The following is a 15,933-nucleotide window of genomic DNA, read 5'->3' on the forward strand; positions in this document are numbered from 1 at the left end:
CCGGCGGTGGCGGTGGCCGCGCGGTTGCCCGTGGCGGCGAGCGCGGAGCCCACCCCGCCCTCGGCGCCGCCGGCGGTGGCACCGCCGTCGCGGGTGCCGGTGTCCGCGCCCCCGCCTCCGGTCACGGTGGCGGTCGCGTCGGAGAGCAGCCCGGCGCCGCGGTACCGCATCCACGTCCGCAATGTGGGCAACTCGCCGCTCGACACGACTGTGCGCCAGGAGTTGCCGTCGGGGTCGTCGCCCACCGCGATCAGCGGGGGCGGACAGTCCAGCCGCTCCGGCGGGTCCACGGCCGAGGTGACCTGGCGGTTGCGGCTGCCCGCGCACAGCACCACCACGCTGGGCACCGCGCTGACCGCTGTCGCGCCGGGTCAGCCGCTGACGGCACCGGCCTGCGCGTTCACCAGTGACGGCACCCGGCCGTACGACTGCGCCACCGCCACCTGGCAGGCGGCCGGAGCCGCCCCGGCGGCCGAGGTCACCCAGGCGCCGCCCTGGCGGCGGTATCCGGTGCTGCTGGCCGGGTTGGGCGTCCTGGTGCTGCTCAGCGCACTCGTGGTCTATGTGTGGCGTCGACGGCGCGGACGGCGGGTGACCGCCGCCGCCCTGGCCACCAACGGAACGCGGGACGGTGGGCGCGGGACGATCTACCCACGTCCGGCGACTCCCGACCCGCGCCGACGGCGGCGTACCCCGCCGGTCTGGCTGCTGGTTGGCGCGGCGGCGGTGGTGCTGGCGGGCGTGATCGGCACGGCCGGCTGGACGGCGACCCGGCAGGTGTCGTCGATCGACACCCAGAAGCAGCCGACCAGCGGCGCGTGGATGGGCACCGGGGTCTCCGGACCGGTGGGTGTGCCGCTGCGGGAGTCCGCGTTCGAGTTCACCGTCTACCGGATGACCTGTGGCGCGGCGGACGCGGCCGGCGGGACCGGCGCGGCAACGGCCGGGGGTCGGCGCTGCCAGGCCACCGTGGGTGTGCGCAACGTCACCGGCAGCCAGCAGCCCTGGCACGGCCAGCTGCAACGCGCCTACCTGCCGGGCGGACGGTGGGTGAGCACTGACGAGCCGGCCACCCGGACGGCCAACCTGGGTCGGGACGTCTTCGCCAACCCGGTGGCCGCGGGCAGCCGGGTGGTGCTCCCGCTGGTGTTCACCGTCGACGGGCGGGACCCGCCCCAGCAGCTGGAGCTGCGCAGCGGCGTGTTCTCCGCCGGCGTCCGGGTGCACATGCCCTGACCGGCGATCGGGCGGCGGTCGTACCCTGGGGTCCGTGACCGCCGCCCTCGCCCCCGCCGTGCTCGACGTGGCGGCCTGGCGTGCGCGCCGCCGGGCTCACGAGGAGCGGGTGGACGTGTGGCTGACGCCGCACCTGGCCCGACGACGTCGGGGTGAGCGGCATCCGGTGGCCGACTTCCTGTTCACCTACTACTCGCACCGACCGGCGCAGCTGCGCCGGTGGCACCCGGGCGCGGGGGTCGAGCTGCGCGACGCGGATCCGGCGGAGTTCGGCCGGGACTACCGCGCCACCGCCGCCGGGGTCACCCTCGACACCGAGGCGGTACGCGGGCGACGCGGCGAGTCGATCGCGTGGATCCGCTCGCTGCTGGCGGCCACTGCCGCCCGACCGGCGCACTTCGGCTGCTTCGGGATGCACGAGTGGGCGATGGTGTACCGGCAGACCCGCGAGGAGCTGCGGCACAACGCCTGGCCGTTGCGGTTGGATCCGGAGCGGACCGCCGCGGTCGTCGAGGAGCGCGGGGTGCGGTGCAGCCACTTCGACGCGTTCCGGTTCTTCACCCCGCCGGCCCGGCCGTTGAACCTGCTCACCCCGACCCGGGAGACGCAGCACGCGCACGAGCAGCCGGGCTGTCTGCACGCCAACATGGACCTCTACAAGTGGGCGTACAAGTTGTCGCCGCTGGTGCCCTCGGAACTGGTGGCGGACTGTTTCGAGCTGGCCCGGGAGGTCCGCACGTTGGACATGCGGGCCAGCCCGTACGACCTGGCGGCGCTCGGTCACCCGCCGGTACGGGTGGAGACCGTCCAGGGTCGGGCGGAGTACGCCGCAGCGCAGCGCGAGTTCGCCGACCGTGCGGCAGTGCTCCGCGACCGGCTGCTGGCCGCCGTTCCCGGCTGACCGTCGACGGCCCCGCGCGGCCGGCGGCCCCGCCCGTGCCGTGGCCCGGGGTCAGCGCGAGCGGGCTCGCAGACCGTCGAGGAGCAACGCGACCACTGCGGCCAGGTCGTCGTCGAGGCCGGGCTCGCTCCACTCCGTCCGGTGCGACGGGTGGTGGAACCGCGCGGTGGCCTGCAACAGCGCGCGGCCGGCCACCGCCGGGTCGGGCACGGTGAACTCGCCGGCGGCGACGCCGTCCGCGACGATCAGGCTGAGCTGACCGGCGAGAACCTCCAGGTGGTTGGCGACCGCTCCCTCGGAGAGCGTGGCGAGCTGGTGGAAGTTGTCGAACAGCTCCGGGTCCTCCCGGGCCATCCGCCGCTTGGTGCCGCTCAGCTCGGCCAGCCACCGGCGCAGCCGTTGCGGGGCCGGGTCGGTGCCGGTGGCGACGCCGATCAGCGGGGTGGAGACGCGGGCCAGCCAGCGTTCGGCGACCGCCTCGCGCAGCGCGGCCTTGCTGGCGAAGTGCCGGTAGACGCTGCCGTGGCTGACACCCAGCGCGCGTGCCACGTCCAGCACCGTGGCCTTCGCCGGGCCGTACCGGCGCAGCACCTCCTCGGCGGTGTCGAGGATGCGATCGGCGGTCAGGGCTGTGGTGTCGCTCATCGCCCCAGCCTCCCTGACCGCGTGGCCCGTCGTGGCGCGACCCCCGGCCGGCGGTCGCGCCACGACCGGGTTGTCATGACCGCTCGCTGTCCAGGAACGCCATCTGCGCCTCGTCGTACCGGCTGCCGGCCACCGCGTCGGCGGGGACGGCGGCCTCGATGGCGGCCAGGTCCGTCTCGGTCAGCGTGACCGCGGCGGCGCCGAGGGCCTCGGTGAGCCGGTCCCGACGGCGGGCGCCGATCAGGGGTACGACGGTCTCGCCCCGGGCGAGCACCCAGGCGATGGCGATCTGCGCCACGGTGACGCCCCGCGCCTCGGCGATGGCGCGCAGCGCGTCCACGAGGGCGAGGTTGCGGTCCAGGTTCGCGCCGGCGAAGCGCGGCAGGTGGCTGCGGAAGTCGGTGCCGGCGGTCTCCCGCTGCGGCGTCCAGTGGCCGCTGATCAGCCCTCGGGAGAGCACGCCGTACGCGGTGATCCCGACGCCCAGCTCACGCGCGGTCGGCAGGATCTCGGCCTCGGGGGCGCGGGAGATCAACGAGTACTCGATCTGGAGGTCGCTGATGGGGTGCACGGCGTGCGCCCGGCGCAGCGTGTCGGCGCTGACCTCGGACAGCCCGATGTGCCGGACGTGACCCGCCTTCACCAGCTCGGCCAGGGTGCCCACGACGTCCTCCACCGGCACGTCGGGGTTGAGCCGGGCGGGGCGGTAGATGTCGACGTGGTCGGTGCCGAGCCGGCGCAGCGTGTACGCCAGGAAGTTCTTGATCGCGACGGGTCGGACGTCGTTGCCGTTCCAACCGCCGTCGACGTCGCGCAGAGCGCCGAACTTCACGCTGATCACCGCGTTGTCCCGGTTACGGCCGCGCAGCGCGTCGCGCAGCAGCATCTCGTTGTGGCCCATGCCGTAGAAGTCGCCCGTGTCGAGCAGGGTGATGCCGGCGTCCAGGGCGGCGTGGATGGTGGCGATGCTCTCGGCCTCGTCGGCGGGGCCGTAGAGATCCGACATGCCCATCAGGCCGAGTCCGAGCGCGGAGACGGTGGGGCCGGTGGTGCCGAGGGTGCGGGTGTTCATGAGGTGTTCCTCTCCTGGGGTGACATGCCGACCATACACACTTCGGCTGACAGATTCCAGATTCTGTCACTCGACAGTCAGAGAGGTCACTCACACAGCTCGGTGATGGTGGACTAGTCGCCGTCGACGCGGCGGTCGCGCTTGCGCTGCGACTGGCGCTTCTTCTCGGCCAGCCGGCGCTCCTTGGCACCCCGGGACGGCTTGGTCGCCCGGCGCGGCGGCGGGGGCGGCGCGGCCGCCTCGCGCAACAGCGCGACCAGCCGCTCGCGGGCCGCCTCCCGGTTGGCGAGCTGCGCCCGGTGCTCGCTGGCCGCGATCGTGAGCACGCCGTCCACCAGCCGGTTGGCGAGTCGTTCCAGCGCCCGCGACCGGATCCAGTCGGGCACCGACGGAGAGTTGGCCAGGTCGTAGCTCAGCTCGACCCGCGAGTCGGCGGTGTTCACGCCCTGCCCGCCGGGGCCGGACGAGCGGGAGAAGCGCTCCCGCAGCTCCCCGGCGGGGACGACCCACCGATCGGTCACCCGCAGTCCGTCGTCCACGCCCCGAGGCTAGCCCGCCCCGGCCCGCCCCGGGTCACCGGCGCGGATGCTCACTCTGCGTCGTGGACGGGCTCGGTGCCGGGCCGGCGGTCTCGTCGTCCGAGCCGACCGCGGCGTACGCCACGGCGCCGAATAGCAGCAGCCCGATCACGGCGGCCTTCACCGCGACCCCGCGGATCAGCAACCACGCGCCCCGGCGAGCGCCGGGCACCGATTTCTTCGCGGTCTGGTAGTCGGTCCACCCGCGTCGCGCCCGGGCGTACGCCGACCCCACCGCACATCCGATGATCAGGCCCACCAGCAGGAGGACCGTGAGAAGAGGACGCTCCACCTCCGCCAGTATCCATACCGAGCGTCATATTTCCATGGCCCGATGACGTGTGGCCGGATATCCGACACTGGAGGCGGCCCGATGGGCCGTACGAGCAGCTCAGCCACCCTTGCCGATGATCGTGTCGGCGGTCTGCTGCACCTGGTCGATCGGAATGGCGAAGCCGATGCCGATCGACCCGTTGCCGTCGATCGTGGCGATCGCGGTGTTCACCCCGACCACCTCGCCTCGGGCGTTGACCAGCGGCCCGCCCGAGTTGCCGGGGTTGATCGACGCGTCGGTCTGCACCGCGCGGTGCCGGCTGTTGCCCAACCGCACCTGGCGGTCCAGCGCGCTGACGATGCCCGCGGTGACCGTCCCCGACAGCCCCAGCGGTGAGCCCACCGCCAGCACCGGCTCACCGACCCGGGTGGCACCGGGCTTGGCCAGCGGCAACGGGGCGAGGCCGGCCGACGGCGGCACCTTCAGCACCGCCAGGTCGCTGCGCGGCTCCCGGCCGACCACCTCGGCCTCGTACCGGCGGCCGTCGGGCAGCTCCACCGTGACCGGTCCACCACCGCCCTTGGCCAGGATGTGGTCGTTGGTGACCAGGTGCTGCTGGTCGTCGATGGCGAACCCGGAACCGGTCGCGGACGCGCCGTTCGCGCCACCGGCGAGCACCGACACCACACCGGGCACGGTCCGCTCGGCGGCGGTGACCAGCTCCGCCGGCACCGGTGCGGCGGACGCCGCGGACGATCCCGTGCCGTCCCGACTGGCCACCACGCCGCCGGCCAGGGCGCCCGAGACGGCCGACACCGCGATGACCGCAAACGCGGCGAGCAGCCGGCCGGGGCGCCGCCCGCCAGGGTCCCGCCCCGAGCCGGGCGCGTCCCACCACCCGCGCCCGTCCGGGTCGAGCTCCGGCGAGATGAACCAGGGACCGCGCGGTTCGCCCAGTCCGGTCTGCACTGCCATGCGTACTCCTCACGGTCGACGTCGGCGCTGTGGATCAGGGCAGTCGGGAGAACCAGCGCATCGAGCCGGCGGCGGCGCCCATCGCGAACACCAGCCCGAGGCCGATGAACCGGGCCGAGACGTCCTGGCGTTCGGTGCGGTAGCCGACCGAGCTGCCGATGTCGTCGTAGACGGCGCGCAACTCGTCGCTGGTGCTGGCCTCGTGGAACATTCCGCCGGTCTCGTCGGCGACGGCCTTGAGGGTCTGCCCGTCGACCGGCACCTGGATCGGTCGTCCGCCCCGGTCCACGAAGCCGGACGGCGTGCCGAAGGAGATCGCGTGCACCGGCACCTTCGCCGCGACCGCCTCTCCCGCCGCCTCCATCGGGTCCATCCCGGAGGTGTTGGCTCCGTCGGAGAGCAGGATGATCCGGGCCGGCGGTGGCTCCTTCGCGGCCTCGCTGTCCAGGCTCTTGACCGCGCCGAGTGAGGTGTTGATGGCCTCACCGATCGCGGTGCCCTGCACCCCGGTCACCCCCTCGGCGAGGCGACCGATGCCCTCGTCCAGGGCGTCCCGGTCGGTGCCGGGCGGCACCAGGACGGCGGCGCTGCCGGCGAACGCGACAAGCCCCACGTTGAACTCGTCGGGCAGGCCCTCGACGAAACGTCGTGCCGCCTGTTTGGCCGCCGCCAGCCGGTCCGGCTCCACGTCGGTGGCGAGCATGGAGGTGGACACGTCGACGGCGACCATCACTGTGGCGCGTTCCCGGGGGACCCGGACCTCGGCGGTGGGCCTGGCGAAACCGACCACGAGCAGCGCCAGCATGGCCAGGAACAGCCCGGCCGGGACGTGCCGGCGCCAGGCCGGACGAACGGGCGCCACCCGGTCCAGCAGCCGCAGGTTGGTGAAGCGGACGGCGTACCTGCTGCGTCTGCGCTGCATCACCAGGTACGCGCCGACCAGCGCGAGCACGCCGATCAGCAGCCAGAGTCGCAACGGGGACTCCCAGGTCACGCGGCACCTCCCCGGACGGCTCCGGCCGGCGCGGCGGCCATCCGCCGCTGGGCGTGCACGTGCCGGACGATGTCGGCGCTGAAGTCCCGGTCGGTGCGCAGCGCCAGGTGCGTGGCAGCGCTCCGGCGCAGCGCCTGGCGGACCTGGTCACGCTGGGCGGCGGCGGCCGCGGCGTACCGCTCCCGCAGGCGGCGGTCCGATGTGCACACCTCGCGGCGGCGGCCGGTCTCCGGGTCGACGAGCGTGATCAGCCCGACGTCGGGCAGTTCCAGTTCGCGCGGATCGGTCACCTCGATCGCCAGCACCTGGTGGCGGGCGGACAGCCGACGCAGGGTGCGCTCCCAGGGTGGCGGCTCGTCGGGGTCGTCGGGCAGGCCGTCGAGAAAGTCGGAAACCACCACGACCAGCCCGCGCTGGTTGGCGACCCGGTGCACCGCGTCGAGCCCGTCCGCCAACTCCGCCGCCGCGACCGGCTGCGGGGTCTCCGGCCGCGACCGGGACCGGTCGCCGGGCTCGGTCGCGCGCGGCGCGGTCAGCAGCGCGCGGAGCAGACCGAGCAGGTGGGTACGCCCGCTCCGGGCGGGAAAACGTCGTACCCCGTCGGCGCGCAGCACCTGGGCGCCCAGCCGGTTGCCGATGCCGGCGGTCAGGAAGCCCACCGCCGCCACGGCGGCCACCGCCAGCTCCCGCTTGTCCAGCTCGGCGGTGCCGAACTCCATGCTGGCGCTGGCGTCGACGAGCAGCCAGGTGGTGAGTTCCCGGTCGGCGTCTACCTGCCGGACGTGCGGCACCGCGGTCCGGGCGGTCACCGCCCAGTCCATCCGGCGGACCTCGTCCTCCCCCGGCCGGTACTCGCGGCTGCCGGCGGGTTCGCTGCCCGGCCCGGGGAGCAGGCCACGGTACTGGCCGTGCAGCAGACCGTTGAGCCGGCGGGTGACTGTCAGTTCCAGTCGGCGCAGCCGCTGGTCGGGGGTCAGCTCGGCCAGGCTCGGGTCGGGCGGGGTGGCCACCGACGTACGGCCGGCGCGTCTCACGCCGCCGCCAGGTCGGGGGCGTGCTGAGGGTGCCCGGTGGCCACCCGGGGCGGCGGCACCGCCTCCACGAGCCGCCGGACCAGGCTCTCGGCCGAGACCCCGTCGGCCACGGCGTCGAAGGAGAGCACCAGCCGGTGGGACAGGACGTCCACCGCCAGTTCCCGGACGTCCTCGGGCAGCACGTACTCGCGTCCCCGCAGCAGCGCCTGCGCGCGGGCGGCGGCGACCAGGCCGAGCGTCGCCCGCGGGCTGGCGCCGTACGCCAGCAGCGGCGCGAGCTCGGCCAGCCCGAACCGGCCCGGGTCGCGGGTGGCGAGGATGAGCCGGACGACGTACTCGGCCAGGGCGTGGTGGACGAAGACCCGCTCGGCGTGCTCCTGGAGCAGTCGCAGGCGTTGCGGGTCGAGCACCTGGCGGGCCCGGGGCCGGTCGGTGCTCATCCGGTAGAGGATGGCCAGCTCGTCGGCGTCGCTGGGATAGTCGACGACGACCTTCATGAGGAACCTGTCGCGCTGCGCCTCGGGGAGCTGGTAGACCCCCTCGGACTCGATCGGGTTCTGCGTGGCCAGCACCAGGAACGGCGTCGGCACCGGCCAGCTGCGCCCGCCGATGGAGACCTGCCGTTCGGCCATCGCCTCCAGCAGCGCCGACTGGACCTTGGCCGGCGCGCGGTTGATCTCGTCGGCGAGCACCAGGTTGGCCATGATCGGGCCCAGCTCGATGTCGAAGGTCTCCTTGGAGGCCCGGTAGATCCGGGTGCCGACGATGTCGGAGGGGACCAGGTCCGGGGTGAACTGGATCCGGGAGAAGGTCCCGCCGACCACTGTGGCGAGGGTCTGCGCCGCAAGGGTCTTGGCCACGCCGGGCACGCCCTCCAGAAGGCAGTGCCCGTTGGCGATGAGTGCGGTGAGCAGACGTTCGACGAGCCGATCCTGCCCGACGATCACGCGTTTGACCTCGAAGAGGGTCTGTTCCAGCTCCGCGCCGGTCGGCTCGGGATCGACCGAGGTGGGCAGGCTGGCCAGGGTGTCCGAGATGTCCGTCACGGTGCTTGCTTCCCGGGCGGGGGCCTCGGCAAACGTCGGATTGTGAGCGCCGGACGGGTCCGTTGTGTCCCGAATGAGCAGGAGCCGCCCGGACGGGGAACAACCGGGAGGACCCGCTCGCACGGGCATGACCACCCCGACAGGGCAGGAGCCGGCCGGCGGCGACGAGGAACCCCAGGACACGACACGGCCCCCGCAGTCGACTGCGGGGGCCGGACGTTCGAATCGGTCAGGGCAGGTGGACGACCAGGTGGAAGCCCAGGTCGGTCGGGGTGCCCGCCGAGTTGCGGGTCTGCACGAAGACCGCGTTCGGCGTGCTGAGCCGGGGCGCCACCGAGATCTCGCCGGCCGGCGGGATGCAGCAGGCGTCGGCCCGGCCAACGGTGGCCACGTAGACACCCGAGGTGACGACCTGGCCGAACTGCACCTCGTACTGCCCGGTGCCGTACTTGATGACCGTGCCGGTGCCGCGCGCCTTGGTGCCGTTGGAGTTGACGACGACGATTGTGGTGGAGGCGACGAGCGTGGTGTTGGCCTTCAGCGCGGCCTTGGCCTTGCGGGCCGACTCGGCCGTGACCGGTGGTTGGGCGTTGGTGCCGCGCGCCGCCGGCTGGACGGACGCCTGCGGCGCCTTCGCCGACGGCTGGGCGACGGCGATCCCCCCGCCAGCCAGGGTGAGCGCCAGGACAGCGAGCGTGACCGCCGCCGCCTTACGTCGGAAGAATGTTCTCATGACAGGTCCCCCTTGTGTGACCGTGCGAATTCGGCCGACCCGCGGGGCGGGACGGATGACTGCCAATAATGGGATCGACGACGACACGAGAACCGGTTGAAGCTCGCTCGCCCGTAGTCGGGAAAGTTGATTTCTCGTTGACCTGCATCCGGTCTGAGCTGCTGTTACTACTCAGCGTTGCGTCGTTTAACCAGATGGAACGTAGCACCGCAAAAAGCGGGAGGTCAATAGTTGATCTCGCATTATCGGCCTGTCGTGCAGCCGTCAGATATTTGTGAAAGATGAACGTGTCAACCATTCACACAAATTGCGGGGGCCCGCCACCGCTACGCTGACCGCCATGATCGTCGACACTGCACCCACGCCGACCCGCCGCCGGGCGTCGATCGGCACAGCGCTCTGCTGGGTGGCGGTCGCGCCCACTGCCGCCTGGGCCGCCGTACGACTGGCGGGGCTGGACCGGGGGCCGCTGGTGCAGGCGCTCGCCTTCACCCCGTACGTCGCCGGGTTCAGCGTGCTGGCCCTCGGCCTCACCGTCGCCCTGCGGCGCTGGTGGCCGGCGGCGGTCGCGGCCCTGGCCGCGGTGGCACTTGTCGGCGTGGTGGCCCCCCGGGCGCTGGCCACCCCACAGCCGGCGGCGACCGGCCCGACGATCCGGCTGCTCACGGCCAACCTGCTCGTCGGGGCCGCCGACCCGGGGGCACTCGTCGAGCTGGTCCGGCAGCACCGGGTCGACGTGCTCACCGTGCAGGAGTTCACACCTGAGGCGCAGGCCGGCCTGGACCGCGTCGGCCTCGACCGGCTGCTGCCGTACCGGCAGCTCAACGCGCAGGTGGGCACGCCCGGTTCCGCGCTCTACTCGCGGTGGCCGATCAGCGAGGGCGGCATCCGCCACAACCGTGGTGGCTGGGGGTTCACCCAGGCGTACGGCACGCTCGCCGTCCCCGGCGGGCCCCCGGTCCGGGTCGAGTCGGCGCACCCCTCGGCGCCGTACGCGCTGGACCAGGTCGACGCCTGGCGTGCCGACCTGGTCGCCCAGCCACCGGCCACCCCCGACGGTGGCCTGCGGATCCTCGCCGGGGACTTCAACTCCACCCTGGACCACGGGCCGCTGCGCGCGCTGCTGCGCACCGGTTACGTCGACGCCGCGGACGCCACCGGCAAGGGTCTGACCGGCACGTGGGGGCCGTACGACGGTGACCTCATCCCCCCGGTCACGATCGACCACGTGCTCCTCGACCGCCGCATCGCCGCCGACAAGTTGGCCGTGTTCAACCTGCCCGGCAGCGACCACCGCCCCGTCCTGGCCACCCTCCGCCTGCCCGCGGCCTGACTTCCCCGCGATCTTGCACTTACTGTCCCGACATCCGGGGCACAAGCCGCGAACCGGCGACACAAAGTGCAAGATCGCGAGGGGTCAGGGGGTTGGCGACGAGGCCGAGGCGGGGGCCAGGCCGTAGGTCAGGGCGTCGACAAGGGCGTGCCAGCTGGCCTCGACCACGTTGGGGTGCACGCCCACAGTCGTCCAGTCGCGGCCGGTGTCGTCGGCCGTCTCCAGGAGCACCCGGGTGACGGCGCCCGTGCCGTGGCTGCCCTCCAGGATGCGCACCTTGTAGTCGGCCAGCTCGAACTCGCGCAGCCGCGGATAGTGCCGCGCCAGGCCCACCCGCAGCGCCTCGTCGAGGGCGTTGACCGGGCCGTTGCCCTCCGCGGTGGCGATCACCCGCTCGCCGCGTACCCGGATCTTCACGGTCGCCTCGGAGACGACCGCGCCGTCCTCGCGGTGCTCGACCAACACCCGGTACGACTCCAGGGTGAACGGCCGGGCCGGGCCGCCCTCGGGCAGCTCGGAGCGGACCAGCAGCTCGAAGGAGGCGTCCGCCGCCTCGAAGGACCAACCGTCGGCCTCCAACTCCTTGACCCGCTTGGTGACCCGGGTCAGCGCCTCCGGACGGTCGGTCAGGTCCAGACCGAGCTCACGGCTCTTGAGCTCGACGCTGGCCCGACCGGCCATCTCGGTCACCAGGATCCGCATGTCGTTGCCCACCACCGACGGGTCCACGTGGTTGTAGAGCAACGGGTCGACCTTGATCGCGCTCGCGTGCAGCCCGGCCTTGTGGGCGAAGGCGGCGGCCCCGGCGTACGCCTGGTGGGTGTCGGGGGCGATGTTGGCGATCTCGGCGATGGCGTGCGAGACCCGCACCATCTGCGCCAGGCAGCCCTCCGGTAGGACGGGCATGCCGAGCTTGAGCTGGAGGTTGGCGACGACAGCGAAGATGTCGGCGTTGCCGGGGCGCTCGCCGTACCCGTTGGCGGTGCCCTGCACGTGGCGGACGCCGGCCTCGACGGCCGCGATCGTGTTGGCCACGGCGCACGAGGTGTCGTTCTGCGCGTGGATGCCGAACAGCGCCGGGTCGACGCCGAGCCGGTTGGTCAGGTCGACGATCGCGGCGGTCACCTGGGACGGCAGCATGCCGCCGTTGGTGTCGCAGAGGACCATCCGCTCGGCGCCCGCGGCGAGTGCGGTCTGCACCACTGACGCGCCGTACGCCGGGTCGTGGCGGTAGCCGTCGAAGAAGTGCTCGCCGTCGACGAACACCCGGCGGCCCTCGCGGACAAGGTGGCTGACGGTGTCGTGGATCATCGCCAGGTTCTCCGCGCCGGTGGTGCGCAGCGCACGCTCGACGTGGCGGATGTCGGCCTTGGCCACCAGCGCGACGGCCGGGGTCTGCGCGTCCAGCAGGGCGCGCACCTGGGGGTCGTCGGCGACCGCCACACCGGCCTTGCGGGTGGCGCCGAACGCGACCAGGACGGCGTGCCGCAGGTCCAGTTCGGTGCGGGCCCGGCGGAAGAACTCGGTGTCCTTGGGCACCGCGCCCGGCCAACCGCCCTCGATGAAGCCGACACCGAACTCGTCGAGCAGTCGGGCCACCGCCAGCTTGTCGACCACCGAGTAGGTGAGCCCCTCGCGCTGGGCGCCGTCGCGCAATGTCGTGTCGAAGACCTGGAACGTCATCAGGATCCTTTCTCGGAGCAACAAAAAGACCCCCCGCGGATGCGGGAGGTCTGCGCGCTCGGCGGAGGGAGAGCCGGCGCGCTAGGTCGCAATAATCAGGGCGGTGCTGGTCACGCTCGCTACTCTGCCACTCGCCCCCGTTCGTGGGAGAAACTATCCACATCTCGGGACGGCACGGCCGGTGTCGCCACGCCCGACCCGCCGGAAGACGACACCCCGCCCAAAGGAGGCCCTGTGCTCACCGTGTCGCTCGACGCCCCGCCCGCCACCGAGGCCGAGGGCTGACCCGTGGGACTGGACACCATCCGGGCCGCCCTGCCCGCGTACGCCACGGACATCGCCCACAACCTCGACGCCACCATCGGCGCCTCGACGCTGACCCCGGCGCGGACGTGGGGCACGGCCCTGGCCTGTGCGGTGGCCGCCCGCAATCCGCTGGTACTGCGCGAGATCGCTGCCGAGGCGCTCGACCACCTCGGGCCGGACGGCGTCGAGGCGGCCAAGGGCGCGGCTGCCGTCATGGCGATGACCAACATCTACTACCGGGCCACCCACCTCGTCGGCGACCCCGAGTACGCCTCGATGCCAGCCCGGCTCCGCATGCAGATCATCGCCCGTCCGGGCGTGGACAAGAGCGACTTCAAACTGTGGTGCCTCGGCGTCTCGGCGATCAGCGGCTGCGAGGTCTGCCTCCAGACGCAGGAGAAGGCGCTGCGTCGCCGTGGCGTCACCCCCGAACAGGTGCACGAGGCCCTGCGGATCTCCGCCGTCGTGCACGCGGCGGCGGTCACGCTGGACGCCGAGGCAGCTCTGGCCTGACACCCCGCACGCCAGCCGGTCGCCGTTTCCGGGACCCCGCCGCCGGGTAGCTCCTGCGGGGACGCACCCAGCGACGCCGAGACGATCGGCGACAGTCAGGAGTGAACGGCATGGACAGGATCGACCCGCACGCCGCCCACGCCGGGCCCGACCCGCTGCACGGCGGTGACCAGGGCGCCGTCGCGGGCGGCGCACCGACCGGCACCTTCGACCCCTGGCGCTACCGGGACGCGGCCGGAGTGGCCGACGCCGACCTGGTCGGCTACAAGGTCGAGGCCACCGACGGCGGAGTCGGCAAGATCGACAGCGCCAGTCACGAGGTCGGCGGCAGCTACCTGGTCGTGGACACCGGGCCGTGGATCTTCGGCAAGAAGGTGATGCTGCCCGCCGGCACCGTCAACCAGGTCGACCACGACCAGCGCACCGTCTCCGTGGATCGCACCCGGGACCAGATCAAGGCCGCCCCGGAGTACGACGAGACCAGCCACAGCGACCCGACGTACCGGGACCAGCTGGGCGGTTACTACGACGAGACGTACGGCGCTCTCCCGCCGGGCACCGCACGCTGAACGATCGGGCTCAACGGCCGGTGGGACGCGAGCCCACCGGCCGTTACCGTGTGAACGTGGACGCCACCGAGGACAAACGACACATCCCGCTGCCCGCCACCTTCAACTTCCGCGACGTCGGCGGCTACCTCAGCCACGACGGCCGCACCGTGCGCCGAGGTCGCCTCTACCGCTCCGACTCCCTGCACCGCCTCGACGAGCAGGACCGGGACGCGTTCGCCGCGATCGGCATCCGCACCGTCATCGACCTGCGCCGCCCCACCGAGGTGGAGCGCGACGGTCGGGTGCCCGCGTACCAGGGGCTGACCTACCGCAACATTCACCCGGAGCACGACGACTGGTCGGGTACGCCGCACGAGAAGGGCACCGACCTGGCCCGCTACCTCGCCGACCGGTACGCCGACCTGGCCCAGACCGGCACCGCGGGACTGGCCGAGGCGATCGGACTGATCGCCGATTCCGCGAACGCCCCGGTCGTGGTGCACTGCGTGGCCGGCAAGGACCGCACCGGCATCGTCTGCGCCCTCACCCTCGCCGTCCTGGGCGTCGACGACGCCGACATCACCGCCGACTACGCGCTGAGCACCGAGGCGTCGGCCCGGTTCAGCGCCTGGCTGGCCGAGACCATGCCGAACGCGGCGGCGGTGCCCGCGCCGTTCCTGGCCTCGCCCGCCGAGGCCATGCAGATGTTCCTGGACGAGCTGCGCGCGGGCCACGGCTCGATCGAGGCGTACCTGCGCCACGCCGGGGTGACCGACGAGCAGCTCGCGGCCCTGCGCGACCACCTGCTCGACGAGATCTGACCCGCCGCGCTGACCGGCCCGTTCGCACGGGCCGGTCAGCGCCGGACGTCAGAGGACCTTGCGCACCCAGCCGTGCGGGTCGGCGGCCTTGCCGCGCTGAATGTCGACCAGCTGCTGCCGCAGCGACATGCTGACCCGGCCGGGCTCGCCGCCACCGATCAGGAACTCACCGTCGGGGAACTTCACCTGACCGATCGGGGTGATCACCGCGGCGGTGCCGCAGGCGAAGACCTCGCGCAGCCGGCCGCTGGCCGCGTCGGCCTGCCAGTCGGCGAACGAGACCGACCGCTCCTCGACAGAGTGCCCGGCCTTGCCGGCCAGCGTCATGATCGCCTCCCGGGTGATGCCGGGAAGGATCGTGCCGTTCAGCGGCGGGGTGACCACCGAGTCGTCGTCGTAGACGAAGAAGACGTTCATGCCGCCCAGTTCCTCGACGAAACGGCGCTCCACCGCGTCGAGGAAGACCACCTGATCGCAGCCGGCCTCGATGGCCTCCGCCTGGGCCGCCAGCGACGTGGCGTAGTTGCCGCCACACTTGGCCGCGCCAGTGCCTCCGGGCGCCGCGCGGGTGTAATCCGGGGAGACCCAGACCGTGACCGGCTTGACGCCACCGGTGAAGTACGCCCCCACCGGCGAGGCGATCACCATGTACAGGTATTCGTTGGCCGGGCGGACGCCGAGGAAGACCTCGCTGGCGAACATGAACGGCCGCAGGTAGAGGCTGCCGTCCTCGCCGGTGGGGATCCACTCCCGGTCGATCTCGATCAGCTTGTGCAGCGAGTCGACGAACACCTCGGGCGGCAGCTCCGGCATCGCCATCCGCTGCGCCGACTCGACGAACCGGGCCGCGTTGGCGTCCGGCCGGAACATCGTCACGCCGCCGTCGGCGGTCCGGTACGCCTTCAACCCCTCGAAGATCTCCTGCGCGTAGTGCAGCACCGCGCTGGCCGGGTCCATCGGGATCGGGCCACGCGCCTCCACCCGGGCGTCGTACCAGCCCTTGCCGTCGGCGTACCGCACGGTGACCATGTGGTCGGTGAAGACGCGGCCGAACCCCGGGTTGGCCAGCAGGGCGGCCCGGTCGGCGGCGGATACCGGCGCGGGATTCGGACGGATCTCGAAGTCGAGCTTGTCACCACCGCTCATAGCGCTGACCTCCCTGGGGAACAACGGCATGCGGGATCGCACACCGACATGGTTGTGCCAGAAACTTACCCCGAACGGTCGTTCAGAAGGTA

At 72.8% G+C, this 15,933-nt stretch carries 17 protein-coding genes; 6 read left to right on the forward strand and 11 right to left on the reverse strand.

The features are described from left to right. Together B0E54_RS01350 and B0E54_RS01355 are read left to right on the forward strand one after the other, a co-directional pair. Positions 1–1,236 (forward strand): hypothetical protein (locus B0E54_RS01350; RefSeq protein ID WP_374109230.1); only part of this gene is annotated, 1,236 nt, incomplete at its 5' end. Between the two features lie 34 nt (positions 1,237–1,270). Next, positions 1,271–2,137, forward strand: coding sequence for a 3-methyladenine DNA glycosylase (locus B0E54_RS01355; protein ID WP_234581260.1), 867 nt, complete (start codon positions 1,271–1,273; stop codon positions 2,135–2,137). 51 nt (positions 2,138–2,188) lie between these two features. Here the strand turns inward: B0E54_RS01355 and B0E54_RS01360 are convergent, their stop codons facing one another. The 9 genes from B0E54_RS01360 to B0E54_RS01400 all read right to left on the reverse strand — a co-directional run bounded on the left by B0E54_RS01360 (position 2,189) and on the right by B0E54_RS01400 (position 9,488). Then, positions 2,189–2,782: a TetR family transcriptional regulator gene (locus tag B0E54_RS01360; RefSeq protein ID WP_234581261.1), complete on the reverse strand. Its 594-nt coding sequence runs from the start codon at positions 2,780–2,782 to the stop codon at positions 2,189–2,191. A 73-nt stretch (positions 2,783–2,855) separates the two neighbouring features. After that, entirely contained in the window at positions 2,856–3,854 is a 999-nt protein-coding gene (locus B0E54_RS01365) for an aldo/keto reductase (RefSeq protein WP_234581266.1), read from the reverse strand. A gap of 113 nt (positions 3,855–3,967) precedes the next feature. After that, the gene (gene arfB / locus B0E54_RS01370; protein ID WP_234581267.1) at positions 3,968–4,393 is read right to left on the reverse strand and encodes an alternative ribosome rescue aminoacyl-tRNA hydrolase ArfB; all 426 of its coding nucleotides are present in this window, start codon (positions 4,391–4,393) and stop codon (positions 3,968–3,970) included. A 34-nt stretch (positions 4,394–4,427) separates the two neighbouring features. Next, positions 4,428–4,724, reverse strand: coding sequence for a hypothetical protein (locus tag B0E54_RS01375; protein WP_234581270.1), 297 nt, complete (start codon positions 4,722–4,724; stop codon positions 4,428–4,430). 99 nt (positions 4,725–4,823) lie between these two features. Beyond that, positions 4,824–5,681: a S1C family serine protease gene (locus B0E54_RS01380; RefSeq protein WP_234581271.1), complete on the reverse strand. Its 858-nt coding sequence runs from the start codon at positions 5,679–5,681 to the stop codon at positions 4,824–4,826. A 34-nt stretch (positions 5,682–5,715) separates the two neighbouring features. Beyond that, positions 5,716–6,675, reverse strand: coding sequence for a VWA domain-containing protein (locus tag B0E54_RS01385; protein WP_234581272.1), 960 nt, complete (start codon positions 6,673–6,675; stop codon positions 5,716–5,718). Beyond that, a complete protein-coding gene (locus B0E54_RS01390) occupies positions 6,672–7,709 on the reverse strand; it encodes a DUF58 domain-containing protein (RefSeq protein ID WP_234581274.1) in 1,038 nt (345 codons plus the stop codon). Before B0E54_RS01390 ends, B0E54_RS01385 begins: the two co-directional genes overlap by 4 nt. Next, positions 7,706–8,755: a MoxR family ATPase gene (locus B0E54_RS01395; protein WP_234581276.1), complete on the reverse strand. Its 1,050-nt coding sequence runs from the start codon at positions 8,753–8,755 to the stop codon at positions 7,706–7,708. The genes B0E54_RS01390 and B0E54_RS01395 overlap by 4 nt, the downstream gene beginning before the upstream one ends. 229 nt (positions 8,756–8,984) lie before the next feature. Further along, positions 8,985–9,488: a hypothetical protein gene (locus tag B0E54_RS01400; protein ID WP_234581277.1), complete on the reverse strand. Its 504-nt coding sequence runs from the start codon at positions 9,486–9,488 to the stop codon at positions 8,985–8,987. A 340-nt stretch (positions 9,489–9,828) separates the two neighbouring features. Between B0E54_RS01400 and B0E54_RS01405 the strand changes: the two genes are divergently transcribed. Continuing rightward, positions 9,829–10,821 (forward strand): endonuclease/exonuclease/phosphatase family protein, encoded by a 993-nt coding sequence (locus B0E54_RS01405; protein WP_234581279.1) that lies wholly within the window; start codon positions 9,829–9,831, stop codon positions 10,819–10,821. A gap of 84 nt (positions 10,822–10,905) precedes the next feature. Here the strand turns inward: B0E54_RS01405 and cimA are convergent, their stop codons facing one another. Further along, on the reverse strand, positions 10,906–12,504 hold the full coding sequence (gene cimA, locus B0E54_RS01410; RefSeq protein ID WP_234581282.1) for a citramalate synthase: 1,599 nt from the start codon (positions 12,502–12,504) through the stop codon (positions 10,906–10,908). 288 nt (positions 12,505–12,792) lie between these two features. Here cimA and B0E54_RS01415 point away from each other — a divergent pair, with 288 nt between their 5' ends. The 3 genes from B0E54_RS01415 to B0E54_RS01425 all read left to right on the forward strand — a co-directional run bounded on the left by B0E54_RS01415 (position 12,793) and on the right by B0E54_RS01425 (position 14,695). Further along, entirely contained in the window at positions 12,793–13,323 is a 531-nt protein-coding gene (locus B0E54_RS01415) for a carboxymuconolactone decarboxylase family protein (protein WP_234581284.1), read from the forward strand. A 110-nt stretch (positions 13,324–13,433) separates the two neighbouring features. After that, positions 13,434–13,892, forward strand: coding sequence for a PRC-barrel domain containing protein (locus B0E54_RS01420; RefSeq protein ID WP_234581286.1), 459 nt, complete (start codon positions 13,434–13,436; stop codon positions 13,890–13,892). Positions 13,893–13,912: 20 nt separating this feature from the next. Further along, positions 13,913–14,695, forward strand: a complete 783-nt coding sequence (locus tag B0E54_RS01425; RefSeq protein WP_374109231.1) for a tyrosine-protein phosphatase — start codon at positions 13,913–13,915, stop codon at positions 14,693–14,695. 48 nt (positions 14,696–14,743) lie between these two features. Here B0E54_RS01425 and B0E54_RS01430 read toward each other — a convergent pair whose 3' ends face one another. After that, a complete protein-coding gene (locus B0E54_RS01430; protein WP_234581288.1) occupies positions 14,744–15,841 on the reverse strand; it encodes a branched-chain amino acid aminotransferase in 1,098 nt (365 codons plus the stop codon). Between the last annotated feature and the right edge of the window lie 92 nt (positions 15,842–15,933).

Origin of the sequence: Micromonospora sp. MH99, from assembly GCF_021442385.1 — a bacterium.
In the GTDB taxonomy this organism is placed as follows: domain Bacteria; phylum Actinomycetota; class Actinomycetes; order Mycobacteriales; family Micromonosporaceae; genus Micromonospora.